General features: G+C 73.7%; 21 protein-coding genes and 1 tRNA gene. 8 read left to right on the top strand and 14 right to left on the bottom strand.

Annotation, left to right across the window (positions count from 1 at the left end; translation table 11 throughout):
- Window positions 1–119 precede the first annotated feature (119 nt).
- The 5 genes from AC3CHW_RS17540 to AC3CHW_RS17560 all read right to left on the bottom strand — a co-directional run bounded on the left by AC3CHW_RS17540 (window position 120) and on the right by AC3CHW_RS17560 (window position 5222).
- Window positions 120–2495, bottom strand: a complete 2376-nt coding sequence (locus tag AC3CHW_RS17540; RefSeq protein ID WP_488467062.1) for an MMPL family transporter — start codon at window positions 2493–2495, stop codon at window positions 120–122.
- Between the two features lie 248 nt (window positions 2496–2743).
- Entirely contained in the window at window positions 2744–3013 is a 270-nt protein-coding gene (locus tag AC3CHW_RS17545; protein ID WP_176162746.1) for a hypothetical protein, read from the bottom strand.
- Window positions 3010–3339, bottom strand: a complete 330-nt coding sequence (locus AC3CHW_RS17550; protein WP_176162745.1) for an ArsR/SmtB family transcription factor — start codon at window positions 3337–3339, stop codon at window positions 3010–3012. The genes AC3CHW_RS17545 and AC3CHW_RS17550 overlap by 4 nt, the downstream gene beginning before the upstream one ends.
- Window positions 3340–3589: 250 nt before the next feature.
- Window positions 3590–4282 (bottom strand): alpha/beta hydrolase, encoded by a 693-nt coding sequence (locus tag AC3CHW_RS17555; protein WP_398608226.1) that lies wholly within the window; start codon window positions 4280–4282, stop codon window positions 3590–3592.
- Between the two features lie 46 nt (window positions 4283–4328).
- Window positions 4329–5222 carry a LysR family transcriptional regulator gene (locus AC3CHW_RS17560; RefSeq protein WP_488467063.1) on the bottom strand — a complete coding sequence of 298 codons (894 nt, stop codon included), beginning with the start codon at window positions 5220–5222 and terminating at the stop codon, window positions 4329–4331.
- A gap of 79 nt (window positions 5223–5301) precedes the next feature.
- On the opposite strand from AC3CHW_RS17560, the gene AC3CHW_RS17565 reads away from it, so the two are divergent.
- The 4 genes from AC3CHW_RS17565 to AC3CHW_RS17580 all read left to right on the top strand — a co-directional run bounded on the left by AC3CHW_RS17565 (window position 5302) and on the right by AC3CHW_RS17580 (window position 9170).
- Window positions 5302–6363, top strand: coding sequence for an EamA family transporter (locus AC3CHW_RS17565; RefSeq protein WP_488467064.1), 1062 nt, complete (start codon window positions 5302–5304; stop codon window positions 6361–6363).
- 205 nt (window positions 6364–6568) lie between these two features.
- The gene (locus tag AC3CHW_RS17570) at window positions 6569–7240 is read left to right on the top strand and encodes an NAD(P)-dependent oxidoreductase (protein WP_488467065.1); all 672 of its coding nucleotides are present in this window, start codon (window positions 6569–6571) and stop codon (window positions 7238–7240) included.
- Between the two features lie 440 nt (window positions 7241–7680).
- On the top strand, window positions 7681–8388 hold the full coding sequence (locus AC3CHW_RS17575; protein ID WP_488467066.1) for a peptidoglycan-binding domain-containing protein: 708 nt from the start codon (window positions 7681–7683) through the stop codon (window positions 8386–8388).
- 50 nt (window positions 8389–8438) lie between these two features.
- Window positions 8439–9170 carry a C39 family peptidase gene (locus tag AC3CHW_RS17580; protein WP_488467067.1) on the top strand — a complete coding sequence of 244 codons (732 nt, stop codon included), beginning with the start codon at window positions 8439–8441 and terminating at the stop codon, window positions 9168–9170.
- Here AC3CHW_RS17580 and AC3CHW_RS17585 read toward each other — a convergent pair.
- From AC3CHW_RS17585 to AC3CHW_RS17600, 4 genes are all read right to left on the bottom strand, one after another.
- Window positions 9158–12559: a hypothetical protein gene (locus AC3CHW_RS17585; RefSeq protein WP_488467068.1), complete on the bottom strand. Its 3402-nt coding sequence runs from the start codon at window positions 12557–12559 to the stop codon at window positions 9158–9160. The two genes, AC3CHW_RS17580 and AC3CHW_RS17585, sit on opposite strands and share 13 nt — an antisense overlap.
- Window positions 12560–12709: 150 nt before the next feature.
- A complete protein-coding gene (locus AC3CHW_RS17590; RefSeq protein ID WP_459246609.1) occupies window positions 12710–13063 on the bottom strand; it encodes a DUF1036 domain-containing protein in 354 nt (117 codons plus the stop codon).
- Complete coding sequence (locus AC3CHW_RS17595) at window positions 13060–13305, bottom strand: hypothetical protein (RefSeq protein WP_398608220.1); 246 nt, start codon at window positions 13303–13305, stop codon at window positions 13060–13062. Before AC3CHW_RS17595 ends, AC3CHW_RS17590 begins: the two co-directional genes overlap by 4 nt.
- A 262-nt stretch (window positions 13306–13567) precedes the next feature.
- Entirely contained in the window at window positions 13568–14950 is a 1383-nt protein-coding gene (locus AC3CHW_RS17600) for a GNAT family N-acetyltransferase (RefSeq protein WP_488467069.1), read from the bottom strand.
- Window positions 14951–15653: 703 nt separating this feature from the next.
- Between AC3CHW_RS17600 and AC3CHW_RS17605 the strand changes: the two genes are divergently transcribed.
- From AC3CHW_RS17605 to AC3CHW_RS17615, 3 genes are all read left to right on the top strand, one after another.
- Window positions 15654–16601, top strand: coding sequence for an ornithine cyclodeaminase family protein (locus AC3CHW_RS17605; protein WP_488467070.1), 948 nt, complete (start codon window positions 15654–15656; stop codon window positions 16599–16601).
- Window positions 16602–16803: 202 nt separating this feature from the next.
- Entirely contained in the window at window positions 16804–17361 is a 558-nt protein-coding gene (locus tag AC3CHW_RS17610) for a DUF4232 domain-containing protein (protein WP_488467071.1), read from the top strand.
- A 235-nt stretch (window positions 17362–17596) separates the two neighbouring features.
- Window positions 17597–18985, top strand: coding sequence for an APC family permease (locus tag AC3CHW_RS17615; RefSeq protein WP_398608216.1), 1389 nt, complete (start codon window positions 17597–17599; stop codon window positions 18983–18985).
- Window positions 18986–19209: 224 nt separating this feature from the next.
- Here the strand turns inward: AC3CHW_RS17615 and AC3CHW_RS17620 are convergent, their stop codons facing one another.
- The 5 genes from AC3CHW_RS17620 to AC3CHW_RS17640 all read right to left on the bottom strand — a co-directional run bounded on the left by AC3CHW_RS17620 (window position 19210) and on the right by AC3CHW_RS17640 (window position 22169).
- Window positions 19210–19968 carry a DUF4232 domain-containing protein gene (locus tag AC3CHW_RS17620; protein WP_488467072.1) on the bottom strand — a complete coding sequence of 253 codons (759 nt, stop codon included), beginning with the start codon at window positions 19966–19968 and terminating at the stop codon, window positions 19210–19212.
- A 294-nt stretch (window positions 19969–20262) separates the two neighbouring features.
- A tRNA-Ser gene (locus AC3CHW_RS17625) sits at window positions 20263–20349 on the bottom strand.
- Between the two features lie 136 nt (window positions 20350–20485).
- Window positions 20486–20950 carry a tRNA adenosine(34) deaminase TadA gene (tadA, locus tag AC3CHW_RS17630; protein WP_176162733.1) on the bottom strand — a complete coding sequence of 155 codons (465 nt, stop codon included), beginning with the start codon at window positions 20948–20950 and terminating at the stop codon, window positions 20486–20488.
- A gap of 60 nt (window positions 20951–21010) precedes the next feature.
- Window positions 21011–21559: a tRNA adenosine deaminase-associated protein gene (locus tag AC3CHW_RS17635; RefSeq protein WP_488467073.1), complete on the bottom strand. Its 549-nt coding sequence runs from the start codon at window positions 21557–21559 to the stop codon at window positions 21011–21013.
- Between the two features lie 424 nt (window positions 21560–21983).
- Window positions 21984–22169 carry a hypothetical protein gene (locus AC3CHW_RS17640; protein WP_176162731.1) on the bottom strand — a complete coding sequence of 62 codons (186 nt, stop codon included), beginning with the start codon at window positions 22167–22169 and terminating at the stop codon, window positions 21984–21986.
- A 158-nt stretch (window positions 22170–22327) separates the two neighbouring features.
- On the opposite strand from AC3CHW_RS17640, the gene upp reads away from it, so the two are divergent.
- Window positions 22328–22963, top strand: a complete 636-nt coding sequence (gene upp, locus AC3CHW_RS17645; protein WP_176162730.1) for a uracil phosphoribosyltransferase — start codon at window positions 22328–22330, stop codon at window positions 22961–22963.
- Window positions 22964–23092 lie beyond the last annotated feature (129 nt).

Genomic DNA, 23092 nt, shown 5'->3' on the forward strand with positions numbered 1-23092 from the left:
GCCCGTCGGGCCGGCATGCCAGCGCCTCCCCGTCGGGCCGGCCCCGGCCACCTCCGCCTCCGCCGCCGGGTAACGGGCCCCGCCGCCGGGCGGTCCCGCCACCCGGTGGCGGGGGCCCGTCACCGCGCCGCCGGCCGGTCGCGGGGCGCGGGGACGGGCCGGGGGCGGTGGGGTCCGCGCGGCGGGTGCCAGGCCCGGTCGCCGAGCAGGGACATCGCCGCCGGCAGCAGCACCCCGCGCACGAGCGTCGCGTCGATGAGGATGGCCAGCCCCATGCCGAGGCCCAGCATCTTGTACTCGATGGCGGACAGGGTCAGGAAGACCGTGAAGACGCCCGTCATGATGAGCGCCGCGCTGCTGACCACCCCGGCGCTGACGGCGACGCCGCCGACGACCGCCGCGCGCGGCTCCGCCCCCGCCAGCCACCGCTCCCTGACCCGGCTGAGGATGAAGATGTGGTAGTCCATGCTCAGCCCGAACAGGATGACGAACATGAACAGCGGCAGCCAACTCACCACCCCGCCGTACGAGGTGAACCCGAGTGGCGCTTCCAGGTGGCCGTCCTGGAACACCCAGACCATGGCCCCGTACGCGGCGCCGATCGACAACAGGTTGAGCAGGATCGACACCAGCGGAACGGTCCAGGACCGGAAGACCACCGCGAGCAGCAGGAACGCGAGGCCGAGGACGAACGCGAAGACGAACGGGGTCCGGTCCCGCACCCGCTCGGCGAAGTCGTGGGGCATGGCGGTCTTGCCCGCCACCGCGTAGTCGACGCCCCGCACCGGGCCGAAGGCGGCGGGCAGCGCCCGCTCGCGCAGGGTCGACAGGGCCCGGTTGGCGACCGGGTCGGTGACGGCGCCGGCCAGCGGCACCCGGACCACCAGCACGTCGCCGACCGGCACCGCCGTGATCGGCTCGCGCAGTGCGCCCCCGCTGGCGGCGGCCCGCTGGTGCAGGCGGTCGACGCCGGCGCGCACGGCGGGGGTGTCGGCCGCCGAGCCGTCCGTGCGCGCGATGACCACCCGGGCCGAGGTGGCGGCCCCGGGGAAGGCGCGCTGCACCTCGTTGGCGGCGTCCACCGCGACCGAGGTGCCCGGCGGCAGGCTCGCGGTCACGGCGGCGTCCTGGAGCCGCATCCCGAACGCGGGCAGCGCCATGACGAGCAGGGTGAGCGCCGCGCTCGCGCCGGTCAGCACCGGCCGCCGTACGACCGCCCGCGCCACCCGGCCCCACAGCCGGGACTCCCGCGCGGCGATCCGGCGCTTGCCGAGCCACGGGACGCGGGCCCGGTCGACCCGGTCCCCGAGCGCGGCGAGCAGCGCGGGCAACACCGTGACGGCGCTGACCACCGCGAGCCCGACCACCAGCACCGTGCCGGCGGTCAGCCCCTTGAAGACGTCCACGCCGGTGAACAGGAGGCCGACCACGCAGGCCATGACGGTCAGCCCGGAGGCCACGATGGCGTGCCCCGAGGTGCGCGCGGTGATGCCCAGCGCGGTGCGCACGTCGTGCCCGGCGGCCCGCTCCTCGCGCACCCGGCGCAGCGAGAACAGCGCGTAGTCGATGCCCACGGCCATGCCGATGAGCAGCACGATGGCGGAGGCCGCGCTGTTGAACGGCACCCACCGGGTGACCAGTCGCAGCAGGCCGAAGGCGGCCACCACGGTCGTCGCCGTCAGCAGCAGGGGCAGCCCCGCGGCGATCAGCGAGCCGAAGACGACGAGCAGGATCAGCAGGGTGAGCGGCAGGGAGGTGGCCTCGGCGGTCCTGAGGTCGTCCTTGATGCCGTCGTTGATCGCCTCGGAGAGGCTGTGGTCACCCGCCTGCGCCAGGCTGACCCGCGGATGGCGCTCCCGCACCTGGTCGACGGCGCGCTCGACGGCCGCGTAGTGCGCCCTGAACTCCTCGTCCGGGCCCGCCACTTCGAAGGTGACGAGGCCGGCGCGGCCGTCCCGGGAGAGCCAGCGCGCGCCGTGCGCGCCGAGGGGCGAGCCCACGTCCCGTACCGCCCCGGGCGCCCGGCGCAGCTCGGCCACCAGGTCGGCGGTGGCCGCGCGCAGCTCGGCGTGGTCGGCGAACCGCCGGGCCTCACCGGCGTTCCGCGACGTGACCAGCACGTTCTCCCGTATGGAGTCGCCGCTGTGCTGCGTCCGCACCCACTCCTGCGCGCGCCCGGCCTCGCCGGGGTCGACCGAACGGGCCTCCTGGCCGCCGGCCATGGCGCCGGCGAGTACGGCCAGCACGACCAGCGCGAGCCACCCGGTGATCGCCGCGGCCCGGTGCCGGGCGGACCATCCGGCGACGGACGCGACCAGGCTCGGCCGGGCCCGCCCGGCGGCGCGGGAGGCGGGCGGGCCGGCCGCGTGGGAGTCGTGCGGGCCGGCCGCCTGGGGATCGTTCGGGCCGGCCGCGTGGGGGTCTTCCCGTAACGCCGCGCTGTCCGGCCCGGCGTCGTCGGGCGGATGCTGGCCGGACTTGATTCTGGGCAGCATGAGCTGCTCTCCTCTTTCTCGGTGGAGTGTTCCCGCGCAAGCTCGCCGGTGGTGGGCGTTACGTCGCCGCTGGCGAGGTGGTTCGGCTCCCCGTGCCCGGGCCGTCGAGTTGCCGCTCGACGGCCCGGAACCGTGATCGGGAAGGCCCGGACCCGGCCCGTAGGACCGGAAACTCCGGCCTGGAGACGCGGCCGGGCATGTCGGTCCGGGACCGCCTGGGACGGTCCAGGACCTGGGTCGGGGGAGGGTTACTCGACGTCCTTGAGCACCCGCTCGATCTTGTCCGTACGGCCCTGGAGGTCGGCCACCTGGCCGCCGATCTGGGCCAGTTGCTGCTCGATCGTCCGCTGCCCGGCGATGGCGGCCTCGGCGATGCGCTGGTACTCGCCCTCGCGGGCGAGCTGGAGCCTGGCCCGCCGGCTCGCGCCGACCTGCCAGATGACCGTGAGGACCACGGTGATGAGCAGGACGAAGATGCCGATGGTCCCTATGACTTCCTGCCATTCGTGCTCGTTCAACCCCGTGGTCCCTTCTCGATGGTCAGCGTCTGGACGACGTCCATGACGTACTCCGGTGTCAGGTGGACCGAGAAAGGACGCACCTCGTAGAACTTCATCGCCTTGCCGTCCTCGGACAGCTCCAACTGGGAGACCACCAGGCCGGCGGCCTCCAGCTTCTTCAGGTGGACCTGGAGCAGCGCGCGGCTGATGTCCAGTTCGCGCGCCAGTTGGCTCACGTAGTTCCGTCCGCCCGCGAGCGCCGCGACGACCCGCAGGCGGTGCGGGTTGGACAGGGTGGACAGCACCTGCACCAGGTCGTCGCCCGTCGGCGTGGGGTCTCTCATGTCAACGTCCAGCACATGCAAAGAAAGATTAGCAGGTGCCCATGAGTGACGGCAGGGGCAACTCCGTTGCGGCGGAGTCGTGATGGTGGAGCGTGGCGCTGTCGCGGTAACGCGGTGGCAGCCCCGAGCCGCCGCGGGGGCGGGCGGAAAGGCGGCGGGCCGGGCGCCGTCCGCGCGCCGCTCGGCACGCGTCCCGGGCGCCCAGCCCGGCCTCGCTCCCGTCAGCCGACCCGTGTCGGGGCGGCGTCCGTCAGGCGCGCGTGTTCGCGGCCTCCTCGATGAGGTCGGTGACCGGGCCGGGCTGCGAGGCCAACGAGGCGTGGCTGGCGTCCAGTTCGATGACCTTGCGCGGGTTCATGCGCTGGGCCATCCGGCGTTCGTTGTCGGGGTGGATCATGCGGTCGCTGGTGGAGACCTGGTACCAGGTCGGCTTCGCGCGCCAGGCCGGCGCGGTGACGTTGTCGCCGAACGTCGAGCCCAGCGGCGCCTTCTGCGTCACGGCCATCACCAGCGCCTCGTCCGCCGGCAGGTCCTGCGCGAAGCTCTCGTGGAAGGCGTCCTGCTTGATCCACAGGTAGCCGTCGGAGTCCGGGGCGATGTTCTCGAACGCCGCCGGAGGCTTCTCCTGGCTGATCTGGCCGGGGCTCTCCCCGGCGTCCGGGGCGAACGCGGCGATGTAGACCAGGCCGGTGACCTGGGGCAGGTCGCCGACCTCGGTGATCACCGCGCCTCCGTACGAGTGGCCGACCAGCAGCACCGGGCCGTCGATCTGCCGCACCATCTTGCGGGTGCGTTCGGCGTCGTCGGCCAGCGAGGTGAGTGGGTTCTCCACCGCGTGCAGCGAGCGGAAGTCCCGGCGACGCAGTTCGGTGATGACCCTGGCCCAGTGCGCGGCACCGCCCCAGAAGCCGTGGACGAGAACGATCGCGGGCCTGTCAGCCATGAGGGTCACCCTTCAGCGAAGCAGGAGGTCTCCTCTCCAGCAGACCTCACCCCGTCGGCCCGCGCACCCCGAGCACGTCCAGCAGCGCCCGGGTGGCCGGGCTCGGGTTGAACCGGCTCCAGGCCAGGTACTCCACGCGGCGCGGCCCGTCGACCACCGGGACCAGGGCGAGCGCCGGGTCGTCGGCCGCCAGCGGCCGGATGAACGCGGACGGCAGCAGCGCGATGCCCAGCTCGCGCGCGATCAGCCGGGTGATCAGCTCGGCGACGCCGGCCTCGTACGCCACGTCGCGGGCCAGCCCGGCGGCGGCGAACGCCTGGTCGGACTGGGCCCGGGCGGCCGTGCCGGCCACGAAGTCCACGAACGTCTCCCCGGCCACCTCGCGCAGCGTGACCCGCCGGGCCCCGGCGAGCCGGTGCCCGGCCGGCACCACCAACACGTGCTCGTCGTGGTCGAGGACGAGGGACTCCACGCCGGCCGGGCGCGCGTCCCGCGGCAGGCCGAGGAAGGCGACGTCCAGGTCGCCCGCGCGGATCGCGGCCACCAACTCGTCGCTGCCGCCGGCCCGCAGCAGGACCCGCACGTCCGGGTGGCGGGCGCGGAAGCGCTGCAACAGCTCGGGCACGTCCACGGCGGCCGTGGTCACGATCACGCCCACGGCCAGCCGGCCGCGCACCACCCCGGCCGCTGCGGCGGCGTCGGCGACCGCCCGGTCGGCGGCGGCCAGGCACTCCCGCGCCCGCGCGAGGAAGGCCGCCCCGGCGCTGGTCAGCTCCGTACGCCGGCTGGAGCGGGCGAACAGCGTGACCCCCAGCTCCCGCTCCAGGCTGGCGATCCGGTGGCTGAGCGACGACTGCACGACGGAGCAGCGCTCGGCGGCGCGGGTGAAGTTGCGCGTCTCGGCGACGGCGACGACGTACCGCATCTGTTGCAGATCCATCCAACCATGCTGTTGGTTCATAGAAGCCATCGCAACCATGCTTTGCGTGCATGATCCGATGCGGCCCAGACTTCCCCGCATGGATGCCCTGACCGACCGGTCGCCGGGCCCGCCGCGCGGCCCGTCCGCGCGGCGGGCGGCCACCGTCGCCCTGACCGCGCTCGCGCCCCTGTCCTGGGGCACCACGTACGCCGTGACCACCGAACTCCTCCCGCCGGGCCACCCGTTGTTCGCCGGCCTGCTGCGCGCCCTGCCCGCCGGGCTGCTCGCGCTGGCGATCACCCGGGTGCTGCCGCGCGGGGACTGGTGGTGGAAGGCCGCCGTGCTCGGCGTGCTCAACATCGGCGCGCTGTTCCCGCTGCTGTTCCTGGCGGCCGAGCGCCTGCCCGGCGGCGTCGCCGCCACCCTCGGCGCCGCCCAGCCGCTCCTCGTCGCGGGCCTGGCCACGGTGGCGCTCGGTGACCGGCCCGGGGCCTGGCGCTGGCTGTGCGGGGTGGCCGGCATGGTCGGCGTCGGGCTCGTCGTGCTCGGGCCGCAGGCCAGGCTCGACGCCGTCGGCGTGCTCGCCGGGCTCGGCGGCACGGCCGCCATGGCCGGCGGCGTCGTCCTCACCAAGCGCTGGGGCCGCCCGGCCGGCGTCGGCCCGCTCACCCTGGCCGGCTGGCAACTCGCGGTCGGCGGACTGCTGTTGCTGCCACTCACCCTCGCGATCGAGGGCGTGCCGGAACGGATCGACGCCGAGGCCGTCGGCGGCTACCTGTGGCTGGGCAGCATGGGTGGACTGATCGCGTACACGCTGTGGTTCCGTGGCATCGGCCGACTGCCGGTCGGCGCGACGGCGCCGCTGGTGCTGCTGTCGCCGCTGGTCGCGACGGTCATCGGCCTCTTCCTCGGCGAGTCGCTGCGCCCGCTCCAGGCCCTGGGCTTCGCGCTCGCCCTCGCCGCCCTGCTGGCCGCCCAGTTCCCGGCCCCGCCGCTGTCCCGGCGTGCGGTGCGGGCGCGGGCGGGTGGTCGGTCGGCGGTGGGCGTACGCCAGGAGGCCGACCGTTCCGTGAGCCGGGTCGCCCCGCAGCCGGGCGCGACCCCGGAGCCGGGCGCTCCGATACCGGGCGCCCCGCTGCCGGGAGGCCGGCCGCGATGACGCCGCACGCGACGGCGAGGACCCGTACCACCCACACCACCCACACCACCCACGCCACCCACGCCACCCACGCCACCCACGCCACCCACACCACCGACTCACGACGGAGGCGACCCCGATGACGACCCACCACCCCACACCGACCGCGACACCCGCCGAACCCACGAACGCGCCGGCCCGCGCGCCAGCGCGGAAGGACGGCGCCATGACGATCGCCGTACTGGGCGCCACCGGCATGGTGGGCAGCCGGGTGGTGGCCGAGGCGCGGGCGCGCGGGCACCGGGTGCTGGCCCTGGCGCGGAAGCCGACCAGCGACGACCCGTACGTGACGGCGGTCGCCGTCGACGCGGGCGACCCGCGAGCCCTGCGCGCCGCGCTGGCCGGCTCGGCGAACCGCCCCGCCGCCGACGCGGTCGTGGTGGCCCTGCGCACCGAACCGGTCGACCAGGAGTTCCTGGTCGGGGCCACCCGCGCGGTGCTGGCCATCGCGGGCCCGCTGGGCGTCCCCGTCCTGGTGGTCGGCGGCGCGGGCGCGCTGCGCAGCCCGGCGAACCCCGAACTCCTCGTCGCCGACGACCCCGCGTACGTGCCGCCCGCGATACGGGCCGTCGCCGCCGCCGGAATCGCCCAGTTGCACGCCTGCCGGGCCGACGCGCGTGGCCCGTGGGCGTACCTGTGCCCGCCGGCCCAGCTCAACCCGGGGGCGCGTACGGGACGTTACCGGCGCGGCACCGACACGCTGCTGACCGACGCCGACGGCGCCTCGTGGATCAGCGCCGAGGACCTGTCCGTCGCGGTCCTCGACGAGTTGGAGAACCCCGGGCCCGAACACCTCTTCACGGTCGCCGCACGCCCCGCCGAACCGTCGGCGGGGTGACGGGGGCGGGGGGATCGGGCTGAACGCCGGGTGGAGCGGAGGGTGCCCCGTCCAACGGGTGGACGGCCTGCGCGGCGGCTGAGCGGGCGGGGCGTGGCGCGTGATGGCACGGCAACTGGCCGGTCAGCGACGGTCGGTGACGCGTGTTCGTACGCTGTCCCCGGGTAGGTGAACTACGCGCGTCACGTCCGATGGGTTGCGCGTGGCATGCCCATGCCAGCAAGCTGGCCGGACCGCTGCACACGCGTCCCCCCACCGCGTTGTGTCCGCACAACGTGCCGTGCGTGCGGCGTCGATGTGTCGTCCAGGCGACGCCGGAGCATCGAGTACGCCCCGATGCGGCCGTCGACGGCGGACGACGCGGCGCGCGAGCGCGCCCGCGTACGCCCACGTACCGGGCGGGGGATGCCACGACGACCCCGAACGTACGAGGAGTGGCGTTGCGCATCATCCCCACCCGCCCGACGGCGACGACCGCCGCCACCGCCGCGCTGGTTGCCGCCGGCGCCCTGCTCAGCACGCCCGGCGCAGCCCAGGCGGCCACGCCGCGCACGACCCCGCCCCACGTGTCGGCCTCCGCCGGGCCAGCGGCCCCCGGGCACGGCGTGGAGTGGTTCCAGGCCCGGCACGGCCTGCCCCGGACCGGCACCATCGACCGGGCGACCGCGCGGGCGCTGGAGCGGGCGTCCGACGTGGAGCTGCACCAGACGTTCCGTACGGCCGCCGACCTCGGCCCCGAGGAACTCGCCAACGCGCGGACCGTCATCGGCGTCGGCAAGGGCGCGGGCATCCCCGAACAGGGCCAGGTCATCGCGCTCATGACCGCCATGCAGGAGTCGAAGTTCGTCAACTACCTGGTACCCGTCGACCACGACTCCCTGGGCATCTTCCAGCAGCGCCCCAGCACGGGCTGGGGCACGCCGGAGCAGATCACCGACGTGCCCACCTCGTCCAGGTCCTTCTACGGCGTGGCCCCCTTCGGCAGCAACCCGGGCCTCCTCCAGATCGACGGCTGGCAGACCATGCCGCCCGGCGACGTCTGCCAGGCCGTCCAGGTCTCGGCGTTCCCCGACCGGTACGCCCAGTGGGAACAGTTCGCCCGCGACCTGCTCGCCCAGGAGAGCCCCACGGTCCCGCCGATCCCCTGACCCGCGCGCCTTCCTCGTACGACATCCCCCCACACACACCAGGAGTCCGCATGCGCAAGAGACTGCTCGCCACGGCCATCGCCACCGCCGCGACCGGCGCCCTCCTCGCCCCCGCCACGACGGCCCAGGCCCGCCCGACACCCCCACACCCCGCCTCGGCGCTCCACGTGCCCGATGTGCTCGACCACGGCTCGCGGGCCGGCACGGCGGTCGTCAGCGGCCGGAACGAGCCGGGCACCCGGCTCACCATCGCCGGCGTCCACACGTCGAGCGCGCACACCCTCCCGGTCGACTACCAGGTCCAGGAGACGGGTTACTGGTGCGGCCCGGCCGCCACCCGCATCGCCCTCTCGGCCCGCGTCGCCGCCCCGAGCCAGGCCGAACTGGCCGCCCAACTCGGCACGACCGAGGCCGGTACGGACCACATCAGCCAGGTGACGGGCGTGCTGAACGCCAACCTCGGCACGGGCTGGTACGAGACCAAGGAGATGCCGAACGACCCGCCCACGCAGGAGCAGAAGGACATGCTGTGGCACGACATCGTGCTCGACATCGACAACAACTACCCGCTGGTCACCAACATCGTCGCCCCGCCAGGCAACCAGCCCCCCGGCTACCCGTCGGACCAGACGATCTACCACTACTTCACCGTCATCGGCTACGACGACGCGAACCGCACGGTCCTCATCGCCGACCCGGCGTCCTTCGGCGGCAACCAGGTGTACTGGCTGTCCTTCGACCAACTGGCCAGCCTGGTCCCGCCGAAGGGTTACTCGGCCTGAGGGGTGCCCTTGTCGGGTGACTCGGGGTGCACCACCTCGGCTTCCACGCATCGGGCCAGTTCTTCGAGGGCGGTGGGTGAGACGCGGGCGATCTCGGCCGCCATCGGCAGCGGCGCGCCGATCGTCAGCGCCTCGGCGAGTAGGGCCCGGCCCTGGTGCGTTGGGCCGTACCCGGCGGCGACCCTGGCCAGGGCCTGCGCCTGGTTGACGAGGTGGCCAGTGATGGACCGGGCCAGCCTGAGGGCCTCGTCAGGCTGGCCGTTCCCCATCAGTGCCTCGACGACGACGGCTTGCGCAAGCGCGGCATAGGTGGGCCTGTCCACGCTGCGGATGGCCTCCAGCGCCTCACGGATGACGGGCGCGGCGCGCTCGTGGTCACCAGCGGTGGCGAGGATGCGCGCCACGTTGGCCAGACTTTCGGCTCGCTCCTGTGGGCGGTCGATGTCGTGGGCGACGCGCAGTGCGTCGCGCACCTGCCCGGCCAAGGCCCATGCGTTGACCAGGACGATAGACGCCTGGGCCCGATGGTCGGCGTCGGCGTGTGCCTCCCTGCTGTCGAATGCGCGCTGTGCCAGTTCGATTGCCTCCGCGTGGAGACCGGCGCCGGACAGCGCCTCGACTACGGGACCAAGCGCCCGCACCTGCCACTGAGGATCGGTGATGGGCTGAACGAGGGCGATGGCCTCCGCATACCGTTCGACTGCGATGAACGTACGAGCCGCTGCCGCCAGCTTCCAGGCGTCCTGCCTAGGGATAGCGGCATGACACAGGTCGGCGGCGTCTTGTGCCAGTTCGGTCACGCGCTCGTGCTCGCCCACGGCAATCCACGCCGTGGCGAGATCATGCAGTGTGCTCGATTGTCGGTGTGGAGCGTCGATACTGTGCACGACATCGGCTGCCTGCCGGGCGAACTGGAGTGCCCGCGCCCGACGTCCGGCGCCCGAGAGGTGAGAAGCGATGAGAGAAAGGGCCCATGCCCGACGCCCCGGGCTGTCTGTTTGCGTACGCGTGATGTCGAGTGCCTGCTCCGCGAGCCACACGGCAGGTTCGCGCTCGCCCGACTTCGCGAGTTCGTACGCCACAGCCCCCAGGCCCTCACCTCGCTCTTCCGGAAGGCTGAGGGCGCGGACGAGTTGGAGCGCGTCGTCATACCGCCCCTTCTCAGCCAGTGACCGGGTGATGGCGACCAATGAGAAGGCTTGTTGGCGGGGCTCGTCAATGGCCTGAACAGTGGTTCTGGCCTCGTCGTACTGACCGTTCGCGGCCAGAGCCCTGGAGACGAGCGCAAGAGCCAGGTCGCGCTCCTGACGCCCTGCGAGGGTGTGGGCGAGATCGGTGGCCTGCTGAATGAGGTGAGACGATTCCTTGTGTCTGCCCTTTCTGGCGAACACAAGAGCAATATGTGCCAGGGCGCGCGACCGGACGCCTGGGGCCAGGACGGACTGGGTGAGACCGATGGATCGCTGTGTGAGGTGAGCGTCTTGTGTACGCACGCCGGCCTCGGCCAGCCCTGACACGACGGACAAGAGTGACGAGTCGCGCTCCTCTGGCTCAGCAGCTCCCAGGGAGAGGGCGACTGCCCGCTCCATGAACTGGGCGGCGTCCTGACGTTGCCCAGTGGCCTCCAGGGCCCTGGCGGCGACAGTCAACGCGTCAACCTGCCATGGCCGCGACTTGAACGTGTCCGCTAGGTCGACTACCTCGTGCGCGAGGTGCCTGGCCTGCTTCTCATCACCGGTTGAGGCCAACCTCTCGGCCACGTCGGCGACTGCGTAGAGACGCGTGACGGGCTCGACGATGGAGCGGGCCGCCGTGACAATCTGAGCTACGGCAGCGGCGTCGTCACCGACCGTCGAGGCTATGCCGCCCAGTAACTTCGGCAGGTCAAACTCTCCCCGTCGGTGTCCCGTTGCGGCCAACGCCCGCCGCACCTGCCCCAACTGCGCCCACGTCAGGATGACGCCAACGGGAACACTCGCCGCCTTCTCCCACACCCGATCCCGCCGATAGGCCAACCGCACACACGCCGCCACATCCGGGTCCTCCACCGCCCGGTGCAACCCCATCGCATCCGCGATCTCCGTCAGGGCCTGGCTGTCAGTGCCCGTGGTCTGCCACAGCCGCTCGTGCCGCGCCTGGTCGAGGGCCAGGGCCTCAAGCCGGCCCGTGTCCCGAAGCTCGCGCAGCAACTGCGTATACCCCGCCAGTGCGTATTCCGAAGTCTCCGGCGGCCACCCCGCCTCCCGCGCCCTCGCCACGTACGCGTGCACCCGCGCACGCTGTTCGGCCAGCGCCGCCGGGCTCAGGATGTCGCGGGCCCCGTCCAGCAGTTCCTGGTGGGCGAACGAGTACAGGGGCAGGGGTTGGCCGTCGGCGTCCTTGGCCCACTGGGCGGGGCGGCGTTGGAAGGAGCGGCCGATGACGCCGCTGAGGGCGAGTTCGACGCGGCGGCGCGAGTCGCCCGTCAACTCGGCCAGGTCCGCGGCGCTGAGGCCGCCACCGGCCGCCGCCGTCAGGGCCACCAACTCCCGCCCGAGCCCGCCCGCGTCCAGCATCGCTTCGAGGCTGCGCTCGGCGTCCTCGCGCATGGCCCGGGCCGCGGGCGAGGTGGCCAGCGGGTGGTCGATGCCCGGGTCCCGCAGGGGGTGACTACGGGGGACGTCGCCGGGGACCGGCGGGTTGGGCCGGCCGGCGACGATGATCCGCAGCCCCGGTGGCGGGGTGCGGGGGAGCAGGGCGGCGATGCTGTGGCCGCTGCTGCCGGTGCGTACGCCGGTGTCCTCGTCGAGCCCGTCCACGACCAGCACGATCCGTCGCCCGGCAGCGCGCGCCTGCGCCGCCGCGCGCTCCAGTCCGTCCAGGAACGCGCCCTGGGTCGCGCACTCGACGTCGCCCTCGCGCAGGTACCCCCGCAGTTGCCCGCCGAGCGCGTCCAGGAAGGCCGTACGGTCCGCGCGGCCGGCCATCCGCGCGGTGATGAAGAAGGCCAACACGTCGACGCGCTCGGGCGGGTTCAGCACGAACTCGGCCATCAACGCCGTCTTCCCCGTCCACGCGGGCGCCAGCCACCGCCAGTACCCGCCGGCCTCGCCCTCGGCTGCCGTCGCGAACGCGGCCATGGCGGCGAGTTCGCCCGCGCGGCCCTCGAACCGGTGCGCCCGCATCTCGCGCACTTCCAGCAGATAGCCGGAGCGCCACCCCCGGGACCGTTCGCCGACCAGCACATCGCCGTGCACGATCACCTGGCCGCCGTCGCCGGACAGCGCGATGCCCAGATCGCCCGCCGCCGCGACCGACCGGCTGCCCCCGGCCACGGCAGAGCGCACACCGGACGCGGGGTCGGGGCCCTGCCCCGCTGGGGAACACGAACCGTCCGCACCCTCGGCCATCGCCCGCCCCCTCGTACGTCAACTCAGCGGTTAGCGTACGAAGTTATCGCCAGGGGCCGGGCACCACATCACCTCCTCGGACCCCGCCGTACCGCGACGCGACGCCGGCGTGGGGAACTCGCGGGCCGGGAGACGGAATGGGTGAATGAACTACTGGACCAGTCGCAATACCTTGTCATCGGCTCCGTTGACGTCCAGCTCGCGCATTCCGATATTCATCGAGGGGCTGCTCGCCACGTCGGGGCACCAGTCGAACACGGAATGCGGGACGTTCTCCGGGAACGGGCCGCTCCATTTCCGGCCGTCGGTCGCGAAGGCGAACCAGTACCAGTAACGGTTGACGTCGGCGAGGTCCCCGCCGTACGCGACCGCCGAACCGCCAGGTTCGATCACCCACCAGCCCGTTCTGCGCCACGGCTCGGGCCGGCAGCCGTTGTCGAGGCGTTCGATCATGACGTTGATCTTGGCGGAGTAGCCGTTGAGGAATTTCAGCACGTCACTCACCCCTCAGCTTCCGCTGGCCCGGGGTGGCGGCGCACGGCCGGGCCGCGATTCGAGCTGCGCGCCGCCGGCTCGGCGGCTGCCTCGGCGTGGCCGGAACGCACCTCCGAGACGCCGTCGGGGGAATCGGTGGCCTCGGGCGCCGGGGCGATGTCCGAGGATCGTGCCACCGCCGCCGCGAGCTGTTCGGGGTCCACATCCGTGGTGGGGTCTACCGGGTATTCATGCGCGGAATGGTCGTTCATGAGTCCGCTCTCCTTCCGGGGCGCACGCCGCCCCCGAATTCAGCGGCCCGCAGTCAGATTAGTGACTCGGGGGGAATTGTGCTATGGCTGCAAAGGGCGCGGGAAATAGTTAACTTCGTACATTTTCCCTGCGTCGTCGAACACGCCGGGCCACGCCCAGCGCGCGATTCCTGTTCCGTGCGGCGTCGTGCCCGCCGTGTCCGTCGTATCCGCCGTGCCCGCCGTGCCGACGCGCGGGGCGTCGGCACGGCGGGGTTCGGGATCAGACGCCGAAGGCGGCGGGGTACTCGATGGTGCCGGTGGGGATCGGGTGGGCGGGGTCGAGGGCGAGGGCCATCATGGCCTCGTCCGGGACGTCGAAGGGCGCGCGGATGCCGAAGCGGGAGGCCGGGGTGAAGCCGAACCGCGGGTAGTACTCGGGGTGCCCGAGCACGAGTACGAGGCCCTCGCCCCGCGCGCGGGCCGCGTCGAGCCCCGCCCGGATGGCGGCGGAGCCGGCGCCGGTGCGCTGGGCGGACGGCAGGACGGCGCACGGGCCCAGGGTGAGCGCGGGGGCGCCGTCGACGTGGCAACGGGTGAGCAGGGCGTGGGCGACGGGCGTGCCGTCGGGCGCCTCGGCGAGCAGGGACAGCCCGTCGATCCACGCCTCGGGGTCGGCGCGCAGCGCGTCGACGATGCCGGCCTCCAGGTCGGTGGGGAAGGCGGCCGTGTTGATCTCGCGGATGGCGGTGACGTCGGCGGTGGTCTCGGGGCGCGTCGTCCAGGAGGTGTTCATGGTCTTCCGGTTCGTGAGGAGGTGGGCGTCGGTCGCGGTCGCGATCGTCGACGCGGCCGTGGTGTCGGGGGCGGTGCCGGGGTGGGTGCTGGCCTCGAGGGTGGCGCCGGGAGCGGCGCCCGGGGCGGTGTCGTCGGGGTGCAGGACGTACCCGGCGTAGTCGTAGTCGCTGCCATGGTGGCGCCGCAGGGTGATCTCCGCGCGCGCCGCGGCCAGCGCCTGGCCCATCCCCGGGTGGGCCGGATCGGCGGGGTCGGCCCGGGCGATCCGCTCGCTGAGCGGCGTGTAGTACTCGTTCCACCAGTCGCTCTCGGGCAGCGGCCAGTGGGCGTCCACCCAGTACCCGGCGGCGCGGGCGGCGTCGGCGTTCGCGGCGCTGGTACGCAGCGGGTAGACGGGGTCCCAGAAGGCCCGGGCCTGGGCCGACGGGGTGCTGGTGGTCCACTCGATCTCGGTGACGACGAGGACGCCGCCGGGCGCGAGCAGCCGGCGCCAGGAGCGCAGGGCGGTCTCGAAGCCGACGGTGTAGACCGCGCCCTCCGACCAGATCACGTCGAAGCTGTGATCGGGGAAGGGCAACTGGTCCATCGAGCGGTTGAGCACCGTGATCCGCTCGTCCAGGCCCCGGCTCGCCGCCGCGGCGGTGAGTTCGTCCAGGAAGGGTTGGTGCACGTCGACCGCGGTGACCCGCGCGCCGGCCTCCTCGGCCAGCAGCAGCGCGGCCCGGCCTGGCCCGCAGCCGGCGTCGAGCACCCGGGGCCGGCGCCCGGGCAGCGGCCCCGCCAACTCCAGCAGGCGCCGGGTGGTGGCGTCCGAGCCGGCCCCCTGCCGGGGCAGCCCACGGTGGAGGGCGAAGAGCGCCTCGGTCACCGGATCGGGGCCGTCGGGACGGCCCGGTACCTCCGCTCCGCCCCGCGCGCGGGGGCGCGGCGAGGGAGCGGACGGCGGACGCGGCGACGACGGCGAAGCCAACCGTGGCGAGGCGGGCACGAGTGAAGAGGGTGAAGAGGGTTGGTCCGAAAAAGGTTGAGGCAACGTAGTGACCCTTGAACGGGGGCCCCGATGCACGCGAACCGTTCGCCCCCAGCAGACCACAGGCCGAAGGCAGGTGGGTGGGAGTGGAGAACGTCAGGTCAGACCGGGGCCCGGGACGTGAGGTTGGTCCGGCGGGCACTGCACACGGCAGCGGCCTCTACGGCGACCATCGACTCACCTCCCCCTCTCGTCCCGCAGCCGACCCAGTGGGTGGCTGCGCAGCCAAACGTGACGCGACCGAACGTAGCACGCCCACCCCGACGCCACCCACCCCCGAAACCAGCCACCCTGACGTCACCCACCCCCGACGTCACTCACGCCGCGATGCCACCCACCCCCAGGGGCCACCCTCCCCGGTGCCACCCACCTGGGCGTCACCCTCCCCGCGCCCCCGCGCAACCGCCACCCACCTGGGCGTCACCCTCCCCGCGCCCCCGCGCAACCGCCACCCGCCCGGGCGTCACCCTCCCCGCGCCCCCGCGCAACCGCCCCGCGCCCGCGCGCACCCGCCCCGCACCCGCGTGACAACCTGACCCGCATGACGCGCCTCCTGACCCGCACGGACCTGCTGGAACTCCTGGACCCGGCAGCCTGCGTCCAGGCGCTGCGCGAGGGGTTCTCCGTCGCCGCGCAGGATGCCCTGCCGGGCCAGCGGGTACGTACCGACCTGCCGTTCCCCGGCACGGCGACGGCCCTGTTGCCCGGGTTGCTGCCCGGGACGCCCGCCTACACGGTCAAGGTCAACGCGAAGTTCCCCGGCGCGAGCCCGGCCCTGCGGGGCGTGATCTGCCTGCACAGCGGCGTCGACGGCGCCCTGCTGGCGTTGATCGACTCCGCCACCGTCACGGCCTGGCGCACCGGCCTCGCCGCGGCCCTCGCCACCGACCTGCTCGCCCGACCGGCCGCCGACGGCGCCGATACGGTCGGCGTGATCGGCGCCGGAGCCCAGTCCGAACTCACCCTCCGTGGGCTGCGCGCGCTGCGCTCCTGGGACCGGCTCGTCGTCCACGACACCGACCCGGGACGGGCGAGCGCCTTCGCGCGGCGACACGGCGGCACCGTGGCGGCCACGCCGGCGGAGGTGGCCGCCGAGGCGGACGTGGTGGTGCTGGCCACCTGGTCGCGCGAGCCCCTGCTGCACCTGGCGGACCTGCGGCCGGGCCAGCACCTGACCGCGCTCGGCGCCGACGAACCCGGCAAGCGGGAGCTGGCCCCCGAAGTCCTCCGCTCCGCCCGACTGGTCGTCGACGACGCCACCCTGGTCGCCACCCACGGCGCCCTCGCCAACGCCGGGTTGCCCGCGTCCACGGCCGCCGCCTCCCTCGGCGAGGTCATCCGTGGGGAGGCCCCCGCCCGCCCCCACGGCCGGCGACTCACCGTCTACGCACCGGTCGGCCTGCCCTGGCAGGACCTGGCCCTGAGCTGGCTGGCCTACCAGCGGGCCGAAGCCGCCGGCACCGGGACCGCCCTCGACCTCCTGGCGTGACCCGACGGGCCGGTGCGCCGGTGCGCCCGGTCCGCCCGTACGCGGACACCACGCCCCTAACGCGGCGGAACCCGACTCGCTTGCCAGAAGCACGAGTTGCGATGTCGGTTCGCCAACCGACTGTTAGGGGCGTGTTAGGGCAATTGGGGAAGCTCGTTGATGTCGGGAACAGCCCGCACTTATCCACCCCAGGAGGAACGTCATGCGTCTTTCCGCCGCTTCCACCCGTGTCCTGCGCGGCGCCGCACTCGCCGCCGTGGCGGCCGTGACGGTCACCGCGTTCGGCGCCGGCTCGGCCACGGCCGCCGGTTCGCACAGCACCAAGGCCACGAAGGCCGCCGCGTGCACGGCGGCGGAGACCAAGGTGACCGTGCAGAAGTTGCAGCGCCCGCTCAACCACGTGCTGATCACCGCGAAGAACACGTCCAAGAAGACCTGCTACGCCTACAACTACGCCTACCTGCAGTTCGGTGAGGCCCAGTCCCCGGCGCAGCCGTGGAAGAGCACCAAGCCGCAGTCCGTGGTCACCCTCAAGCCCGGCCAGTCCGCGTACGCCACCGCGATGACCTCGTCGGCCGCCGACGACGGCAAGGACGGCTACCACACCTCCAAGCTCGGCCTCTACTTCAACTCCGCCAACGACCAGGGCAGCGTCGGCCGCGGCGTCGTCCTGAAGCTCCCCGGCGGCACCACGTACGTGAACGACCCGCACGTGACCTACTGGCAGAGCAACGTGAACGACGCCGTCAACTACGGCTGATCCACCCCGGCTCCGGCCGTACGGCGTACCTCCCCCCCGCGCCGTACGGCCGGCTCTCGTGTGCCCGGGCGGCCTGCGCCGGGCGGCTTGTGTCGGGCGACCGCGCCGGGGCCAGCGGGGCGGTTCTCGCCGCCGTGCCGGCTCGCCCACGGCACGACGCCCCAGGCCGGCGGTGCGAGGTCCGCCACGCGCGTCGGGGGGCTTACGGCGCTGCGGAGCGGGGACACGTGGGCGCATGCCGAACGCGAACGCGAGACCGTCCACGCACCCGAAGCCGCCCACCAGAGCCCCCGAGCCCGCGCTGCGGCGCGCCCTGAGCACCTCGTTGTTGTACTTCTTCATCCTCGGCGACGTGCTGGGGGCCGGGGTGTACGTGCTGGTGGGGCAGGTCGCCGCGGCGTCCGGCGGGGCGGTGTGGGTGCCGTTGCTGGTGGCGCTGGCGCTGTCCCTGCTCACCGCCGCCTCGTACGCCGAACTGGTGACCAAGTACCCGCGGGCCGGTGGGTCCTCCCACTACGCCACCCGGGCGTTCGGACCGGCGGCCGGGTTCGTCACCGGCTTCTGCATGCTCGCGGCGGGGATCGTCTCGGTCGCCGCCCTGGCCCGCGGCTTCGCCGGCGACTACCTCACCGCCTTCGTCACCCTGCCGGTCGCTCTCGTCGCCGGCCTCTTCCTCGTCCTGCTGGGCCTGGTCAACGCGCGCGGCATCAGGGAGTCCACCCGGGCCAACGTCGTCGCCACGCTGGTCGAGGTCGGCGGGTTGGTGATCATCGTGGCCCTCGGCGCCTGGCTGTTGCTGCGGGGCGAGGGCGACCCCGGGCGACTCCTTGAGCTGGGCACCCCGCAGGAAGATCCCGCGGCGGCCGTGCTGAGCGGTTCCGTCCTCGCCTACTACTCCTTCGTCGGCTTCGAGACGTCCGTCAACGTCGCCGAGGAGACCCGCGACCCCGGCCGCTCCTACCCGCGCGCCCTCTTCGGCGCGCTCGCCACCGCCGGCGTCGTCTACGTCCTGGTCGGCGTCGCCGCCTCCGCCGCCGTGCCCACCGGGGTGCTCGCCGACTCCAGCGGGCCGCTCCTCGAAGTCGTCCGCGCCGCCGGCGGGGTCCCCCCGCTCCTCTTCAGCGCGATCGCCCTGGTGGCCGTCGCCAACGGCGCCCTGCTCACCGGGATCATGTCGTCCCGCCTGGCGTACGGCATGGCCCGCGACGGGCTGCTGCCCAGCGTGCTCACCCGGGTACTGCCCGTCCGACGCACTCCCTGGGTCGCGATCATCGCCACCGCCGGGCCGGCCCTCCTGCTCGCCCTCACGGGCAGTGTGGCCACGCTGGCCTCCACCCTGGTCCTGTTGCTCCTGGTGGTCTTCCTGTTCGTCAACGCCGCGGCCCTGGCGCTGCGCTCCGACCCCGGCGAGCCGGGCCACTTCCGCGCCCCCGTCGTCCTGCCCGTCCTGGGCGCCGCCTCCTGCGTCGTGCTCGCCACGCAGATCGAGGCCGAGGTGTGGCTTCGCGGCGGGGCCATCCTCGGCCTCGCGGTCGTCCTCGCCGTCATCGCCGCCGGCCGGAGCCGCCGCGGCAGTCTGCCCCCCGGCGCGCGCGACACCCACCGCGTGGACGCGGACGCCTGACCCACCGCCCCTCGCCCTGACGGCGACCAGCCCCACCGCACCCACCGCACCCACCCGCCACGCGACCGCGCCAGGGGGCCCACCGATCCCGCAGGGGCGTGAAAGCGCGTCGCCCCCGGCCTGTTCTCCCAGGTCGGGGGCGGGCACTGGCAGGCGACGCCCTGGCGGGAGTCGGCGTGCGGCGCGGTGTCGGAGAGGCTCACGGGGGCTCAGAACACGGGGGCTCAGAAGTCGTACGGCTTCTCGGTGCTCCAGTTCAGCACGTCGGCCTCGGTCCAGGTGAACTTCGGCTGGTCGCCCTTGACGTCGACGGAGTAGTAGGGCTGGGTCTGGCCGTTCGTGTCCCGCAGCGCCATCGCGAACGAGGTGGCGGTGCGGTTGTCCGAGCCGTGGTCGAAGAGGTTCACCGCGCTGTAGACCGGGGTGCCGGGGTGGAGCGTGATCCGCTCGTCGCCGCCCGGGCGGTCCTTCTCCGAGTGCGGCAGCGGTGCCGGGTCGTCGAGGTCGTCACCGAGCTTCACGGACGGGTACGAGGTGACCCAGCACGGCTCGTCGCCCGCGTTCGACACGGTGAGCAGCAGGTGGTCGCCCTGCTCGCCGGCGAAGCGGTGGTCCGCGTCGACCGTGATCTCGTCGCCGACGCACTGCCGCACGTCGGCCGCCGTGCCGTTGTCCGCCGTGTCCGGGGCCGTCTTGGAACGCGCGGCCTCCTTGCTGTCACCCCCGCCGCTGGCCCGCTCCGCGCCGCCCTTGGCGCTCGTGTCGCCCGCGCCGTCCGCGCCGCCGTCCGCGCCGCCGGTGGTGCTGCCCTTGCCGCCGTCGCCGTCCTCGGGGGGCGCGGTCTGGTGCTGCGTGGTGCCGGTGGTCTTGTCGCCCCCCGCCGCCTTCGAGCCGTCGTCGGAGCTGCCGCACGCGGTCAGGCCCAGCGCCAGCGCGGCGGTGACGGCGGCCAGGGTGGCGGTGCGAGTCCGAGAAGTGCGCATGAGCGGTTCCTCCTACGTGCGGTGCGGGACTCTTCGGTGTCGTTCCCGCGGCGTGGGAACCACCTTTCCCGGGGCCGCTGACGTTCCGACAACACCTCAGTCACGTCCCGCAGCCGCGCCGACGTGAGCGGGTAACGCCCGGCCGTTAGGCCCCTCCCACCAGGGCCCGGGCCGCGCCCACGCCCCCGCGCGCACCCACCACAACCCCGGCCACCCGGCCCCGGCCACCCGGCGCGCGACAACGAAAAACCGCCCCTGACCCGTTCTCACAGGTCAGGGGCGGTTTCCCAGAAGCGGTAGCGGTGGGATTTGAACCCACGGAGGAGTTGCCCCCTCACACGCTTTCGAGGCGTGCTCCTTAGGCCGCTCGGACACGCTACCGAGAGAGAGCTTAGCGGACGGTGGGCCGTGCGCCGAAATCGGTTCCGGGTCGGAGGAAGTTTGGGGGGTTTCCGTCCCGTTTGTGGCGCGTGTGACGCCTGTGGCGGCCCGTACGAGACGGGGACGGGGGCGGCGCCTAGCGGTCGCGGAAGAAGTGGGTCAGCAGGGCGGCGCACTCGTCGGCCAGGACGCCGTGGATGACCTCGGGGCGGTGGTTGAGGCGGCGGTCGCGTACGACGTCCCACAGGGAGCCGACGGCGCCCGCCTTCTCGTCCACCGCCCCGTAGACGACCCGGTCGAGGCGCGCGAGGACGATCGCCCCCGCGCACATCGTGCACGGCTCCAGCGTGACCACCAGCGTGCAGTCGGTCAGCCGCCACTCGCCGAGCTGGGCCGCCGCCTCGCGGATGGCGAGCACCTCGGCGTGCGCCGTGGGGTCGCCGGTCGCCTCGCGCTCGTTGCGCCCCCGGCCGAGCACGGATCCGTCCGGGCCCAGGACCAGGGCGCCGACCGGGACGTCGCCGGTCTCCGGGGCCCGTACGGCCTCCTCCAGGGCGTGCCGCATCGGCCCGAGCCAGGGGGCGCGCAGGGGATCAGTCATGGCACCAGTGTGCGGCCGTCCCGCCGCCCGGCCGACGGCGGGCGGCGGCTTCACCCGCCGTCAGCGCACCGCCTCCAGAACCTCCCCACAGCCGAGGACGTCCGCGATCTCGCTGAGCGCGTCATCGCCCAGTGCGCGCAGCTCCCTGGCGCTGATGCCGAGGTCGGCGAGGACCTCCGGGTCGCCGAGCGGGCCGGCCGGCACGGCCTCGCCCGCGACGTCGGGCGCGACGTCGTCGTCCTCCTCCGCGTCGGGCTCACCGTCCTCCGTGCCGTCGAGGTCGACCAGCCGGTCGAGATCGGCTTCCGCGTCGTGTTCGGTCAGCTCGTCGGTGAGCATCGCGCCGTACGAGCTGCGGGCGGCTGCCGCCGCGTCCGATACGTAGGTGCGCGGGTCGTCCTCGCCGTCCACCCGAACGAGGCCGAACCACGCTTCTTCCTGCTCGATGTAGACGAGCACCGTGTCCTCATCGACCGCGGCCCCCCGGGCCAACTCGGTCAGATCGGACAGGGACTCGACGTCGTCGAGGTCTGTGTCGCTCGCTTCCCACCCGTCTTCGGTGCGCGCGAGCAGTGCGGCGAAGTACACCGTGACTCTCCCACTGGTCATAGGCGTGCCGGGACCGACGGGGCAGCGCCCCGCCACTCGGAATCGTGGCAGAAACCAGCGCGCCGCGAAGGGTCTTCCGAAGTGCGTCGGGCGGCTCTCTGACGCGTTGTCACTGACGGATCATCCCTGGAAGCGCTCGGTGATCCGGACGTACGTTCGGTAGTTCGGTGATCACTCAGCGCGCGCTCGACCGGCGCGCGCCCGCTGCTCAGCCGGGGTGTGTCGGTGCGTCGTCGACGGTGGGTGGGGGGTGCTCGGCGGGGTCGGCCCGCGCGCCGCGGCGGCCGGTCCCGCGCGCCCGGACGTCCGTCCGCGACGGCGGCCAAACGCGCCCCGCGCGGGCGGTGTGTCGCGGCGGGCCCCCGGGGCGGCGCGCCGGTCGCACAGGCGCGCCACCGCTGTCGGGGGCGCTGTCGTCGCTCCGCTACCAGCGAAAGGTGCGCATGCGCATGGCCTGTCGCATGCGCGCCGCGCGGGCGCGGCGGGGCTGGACGCGGTCGCGCAGCTCGCGCGCCTCGTGCAGTTCGCGCAGGAACGCGGCGCGCCGTCGGCGCCGGTCGGCTTCGTCCTCCGGCGTTGTCTCGTCGCCGCGTTCGTCTGGGTCGGACATGACACACCACCTCGGGCGGGGCCCGGCTCCGGTGCGGCGGGCCGGGCGTACGTGCCCACTTTCCCCCGAATCGGTGGTTTGATGCCACCGCGGCGACAGACTGTCGGCGGCCGGGCGCGAAGCGGTCGTCGCACGTGCACTCGGTTACTGTCGTTGCCATGCGTATCCACGTCGTCGACCACCCGCTGGTGGCGCACAAGCTCACCACGTTGCGCGATCGGCGCACCGACAGTCCGACCTTCCGGCGCCTCTCCGACGAGCTGGTCACCCTGCTCGCGTACGAGGCGACGCGCGACGTGCGCACCGAGCAGGTGGACATCGAGACCCCGGTCACCCGTACGACGGGGGTGCGCCTCTCGCACCCGCGCCCGCTCGTCGTGCCGATCCTGCGGGCCGGCCTCGGCATGCTCGACGGCATGGTGCGGCTGCTGCCCACGGCCGAGGTGGGCTTCCTCGGGATGGTGCGGAACGAGGAGACGCTCCAGGCTTCGACGTACGCCTCGCGGATGCCCGACGACCTCTCCGGCCGTCAGGTGTACGTGCTGGACCCGATGCTGGCCACGGGCGGCACGCTCGTCGCGGCCATCAAGGAGCTGATCGGGCGGGGCGCCGACGACGTGACGGCGCTGTGCCTGCTGGCGGCGCCGGAGGGCGTCGAGGTGATGGAGCGGGAGCTGGCGGGGACGCCGGTGACGGTGGTCACCGCGTCCGTGGACGAGCGGCTGGACGAGAAGGGGTACATCGTGCCCGGGCTCGGCGACGCGGGCGACCGGATGTACGGCACCGCGGGCTGAGCCCACGGGCGGCCCGCCGCCCCCCGAAGCGGGGGCGCGGGGGCGGACGCGCTCCGGGGCGCTCCGGATCACGGCGGGCGCGGGCCGACGGGCCGGCGGGTCAGCGGCTCGGCAGCCCGGCGGCTGGGC

It is taken from the genome of Streptomyces sp. MGP-BFMKR1, from assembly GCF_057766585.1.

Excerpts from the sequence above, each read along its gene's own strand:
- AC3CHW_RS17640 (WP_176162731.1), bottom strand. The coding sequence starts at position 22,169 with ATGTCCGACCCAGACGAACGCGGCGACGAGACAACGCCGGAGGACGAA.
- AC3CHW_RS17620 (WP_488467072.1), bottom strand. The coding sequence starts at position 19,968 with ATGCGCACTTCTCGGACTCGCACCGCCACCCTGGCCGCCGTCACCGCC.
- AC3CHW_RS17565 (WP_488467064.1), top strand. The coding sequence starts at position 5,302 with ATGGATGCCCTGACCGACCGGTCGCCGGGCCCGCCGCGCGGCCCGTCC.
- AC3CHW_RS17555 (WP_398608226.1), bottom strand. The coding sequence starts at position 4,282 with ATGGCTGACAGGCCCGCGATCGTTCTCGTCCACGGCTTCTGGGGCGGT.
- AC3CHW_RS17610 (WP_488467071.1), top strand. The coding sequence starts at position 16,804 with ATGCGTCTTTCCGCCGCTTCCACCCGTGTCCTGCGCGGCGCCGCACTC.
- AC3CHW_RS17605 (WP_488467070.1), top strand. The coding sequence starts at position 15,654 with ATGACGCGCCTCCTGACCCGCACGGACCTGCTGGAACTCCTGGACCCG.
- tadA (WP_176162733.1), bottom strand. The coding sequence starts at position 20,950 with ATGACTGATCCCCTGCGCGCCCCCTGGCTCGGGCCGATGCGGCACGCC.
- upp (WP_176162730.1), top strand. The coding sequence starts at position 22,328 with ATGCGTATCCACGTCGTCGACCACCCGCTGGTGGCGCACAAGCTCACC.
- AC3CHW_RS17585 (WP_488467068.1), bottom strand. The coding sequence starts at position 12,559 with ATGGCCGAGGGTGCGGACGGTTCGTGTTCCCCAGCGGGGCAGGGCCCC.
- AC3CHW_RS17635 (WP_488467073.1), bottom strand. The coding sequence starts at position 21,559 with ATGACCAGTGGGAGAGTCACGGTGTACTTCGCCGCACTGCTCGCGCGC.
- AC3CHW_RS17540 (WP_488467062.1), bottom strand. The coding sequence starts at position 2,495 with ATGCTGCCCAGAATCAAGTCCGGCCAGCATCCGCCCGACGACGCCGGG.
- AC3CHW_RS17580 (WP_488467067.1), top strand. The coding sequence starts at position 8,439 with ATGCGCAAGAGACTGCTCGCCACGGCCATCGCCACCGCCGCGACCGGC.
- AC3CHW_RS17595 (WP_398608220.1), bottom strand. The coding sequence starts at position 13,305 with ATGAACGACCATTCCGCGCATGAATACCCGGTAGACCCCACCACGGAT.
- AC3CHW_RS17615 (WP_398608216.1), top strand. The coding sequence starts at position 17,597 with ATGCCGAACGCGAACGCGAGACCGTCCACGCACCCGAAGCCGCCCACC.
- AC3CHW_RS17560 (WP_488467063.1), bottom strand. The coding sequence starts at position 5,222 with ATGGATCTGCAACAGATGCGGTACGTCGTCGCCGTCGCCGAGACGCGC.
- AC3CHW_RS17550 (WP_176162745.1), bottom strand. The coding sequence starts at position 3,339 with ATGAGAGACCCCACGCCGACGGGCGACGACCTGGTGCAGGTGCTGTCC.
- AC3CHW_RS17570 (WP_488467065.1), top strand. The coding sequence starts at position 6,569 with ATGACGATCGCCGTACTGGGCGCCACCGGCATGGTGGGCAGCCGGGTG.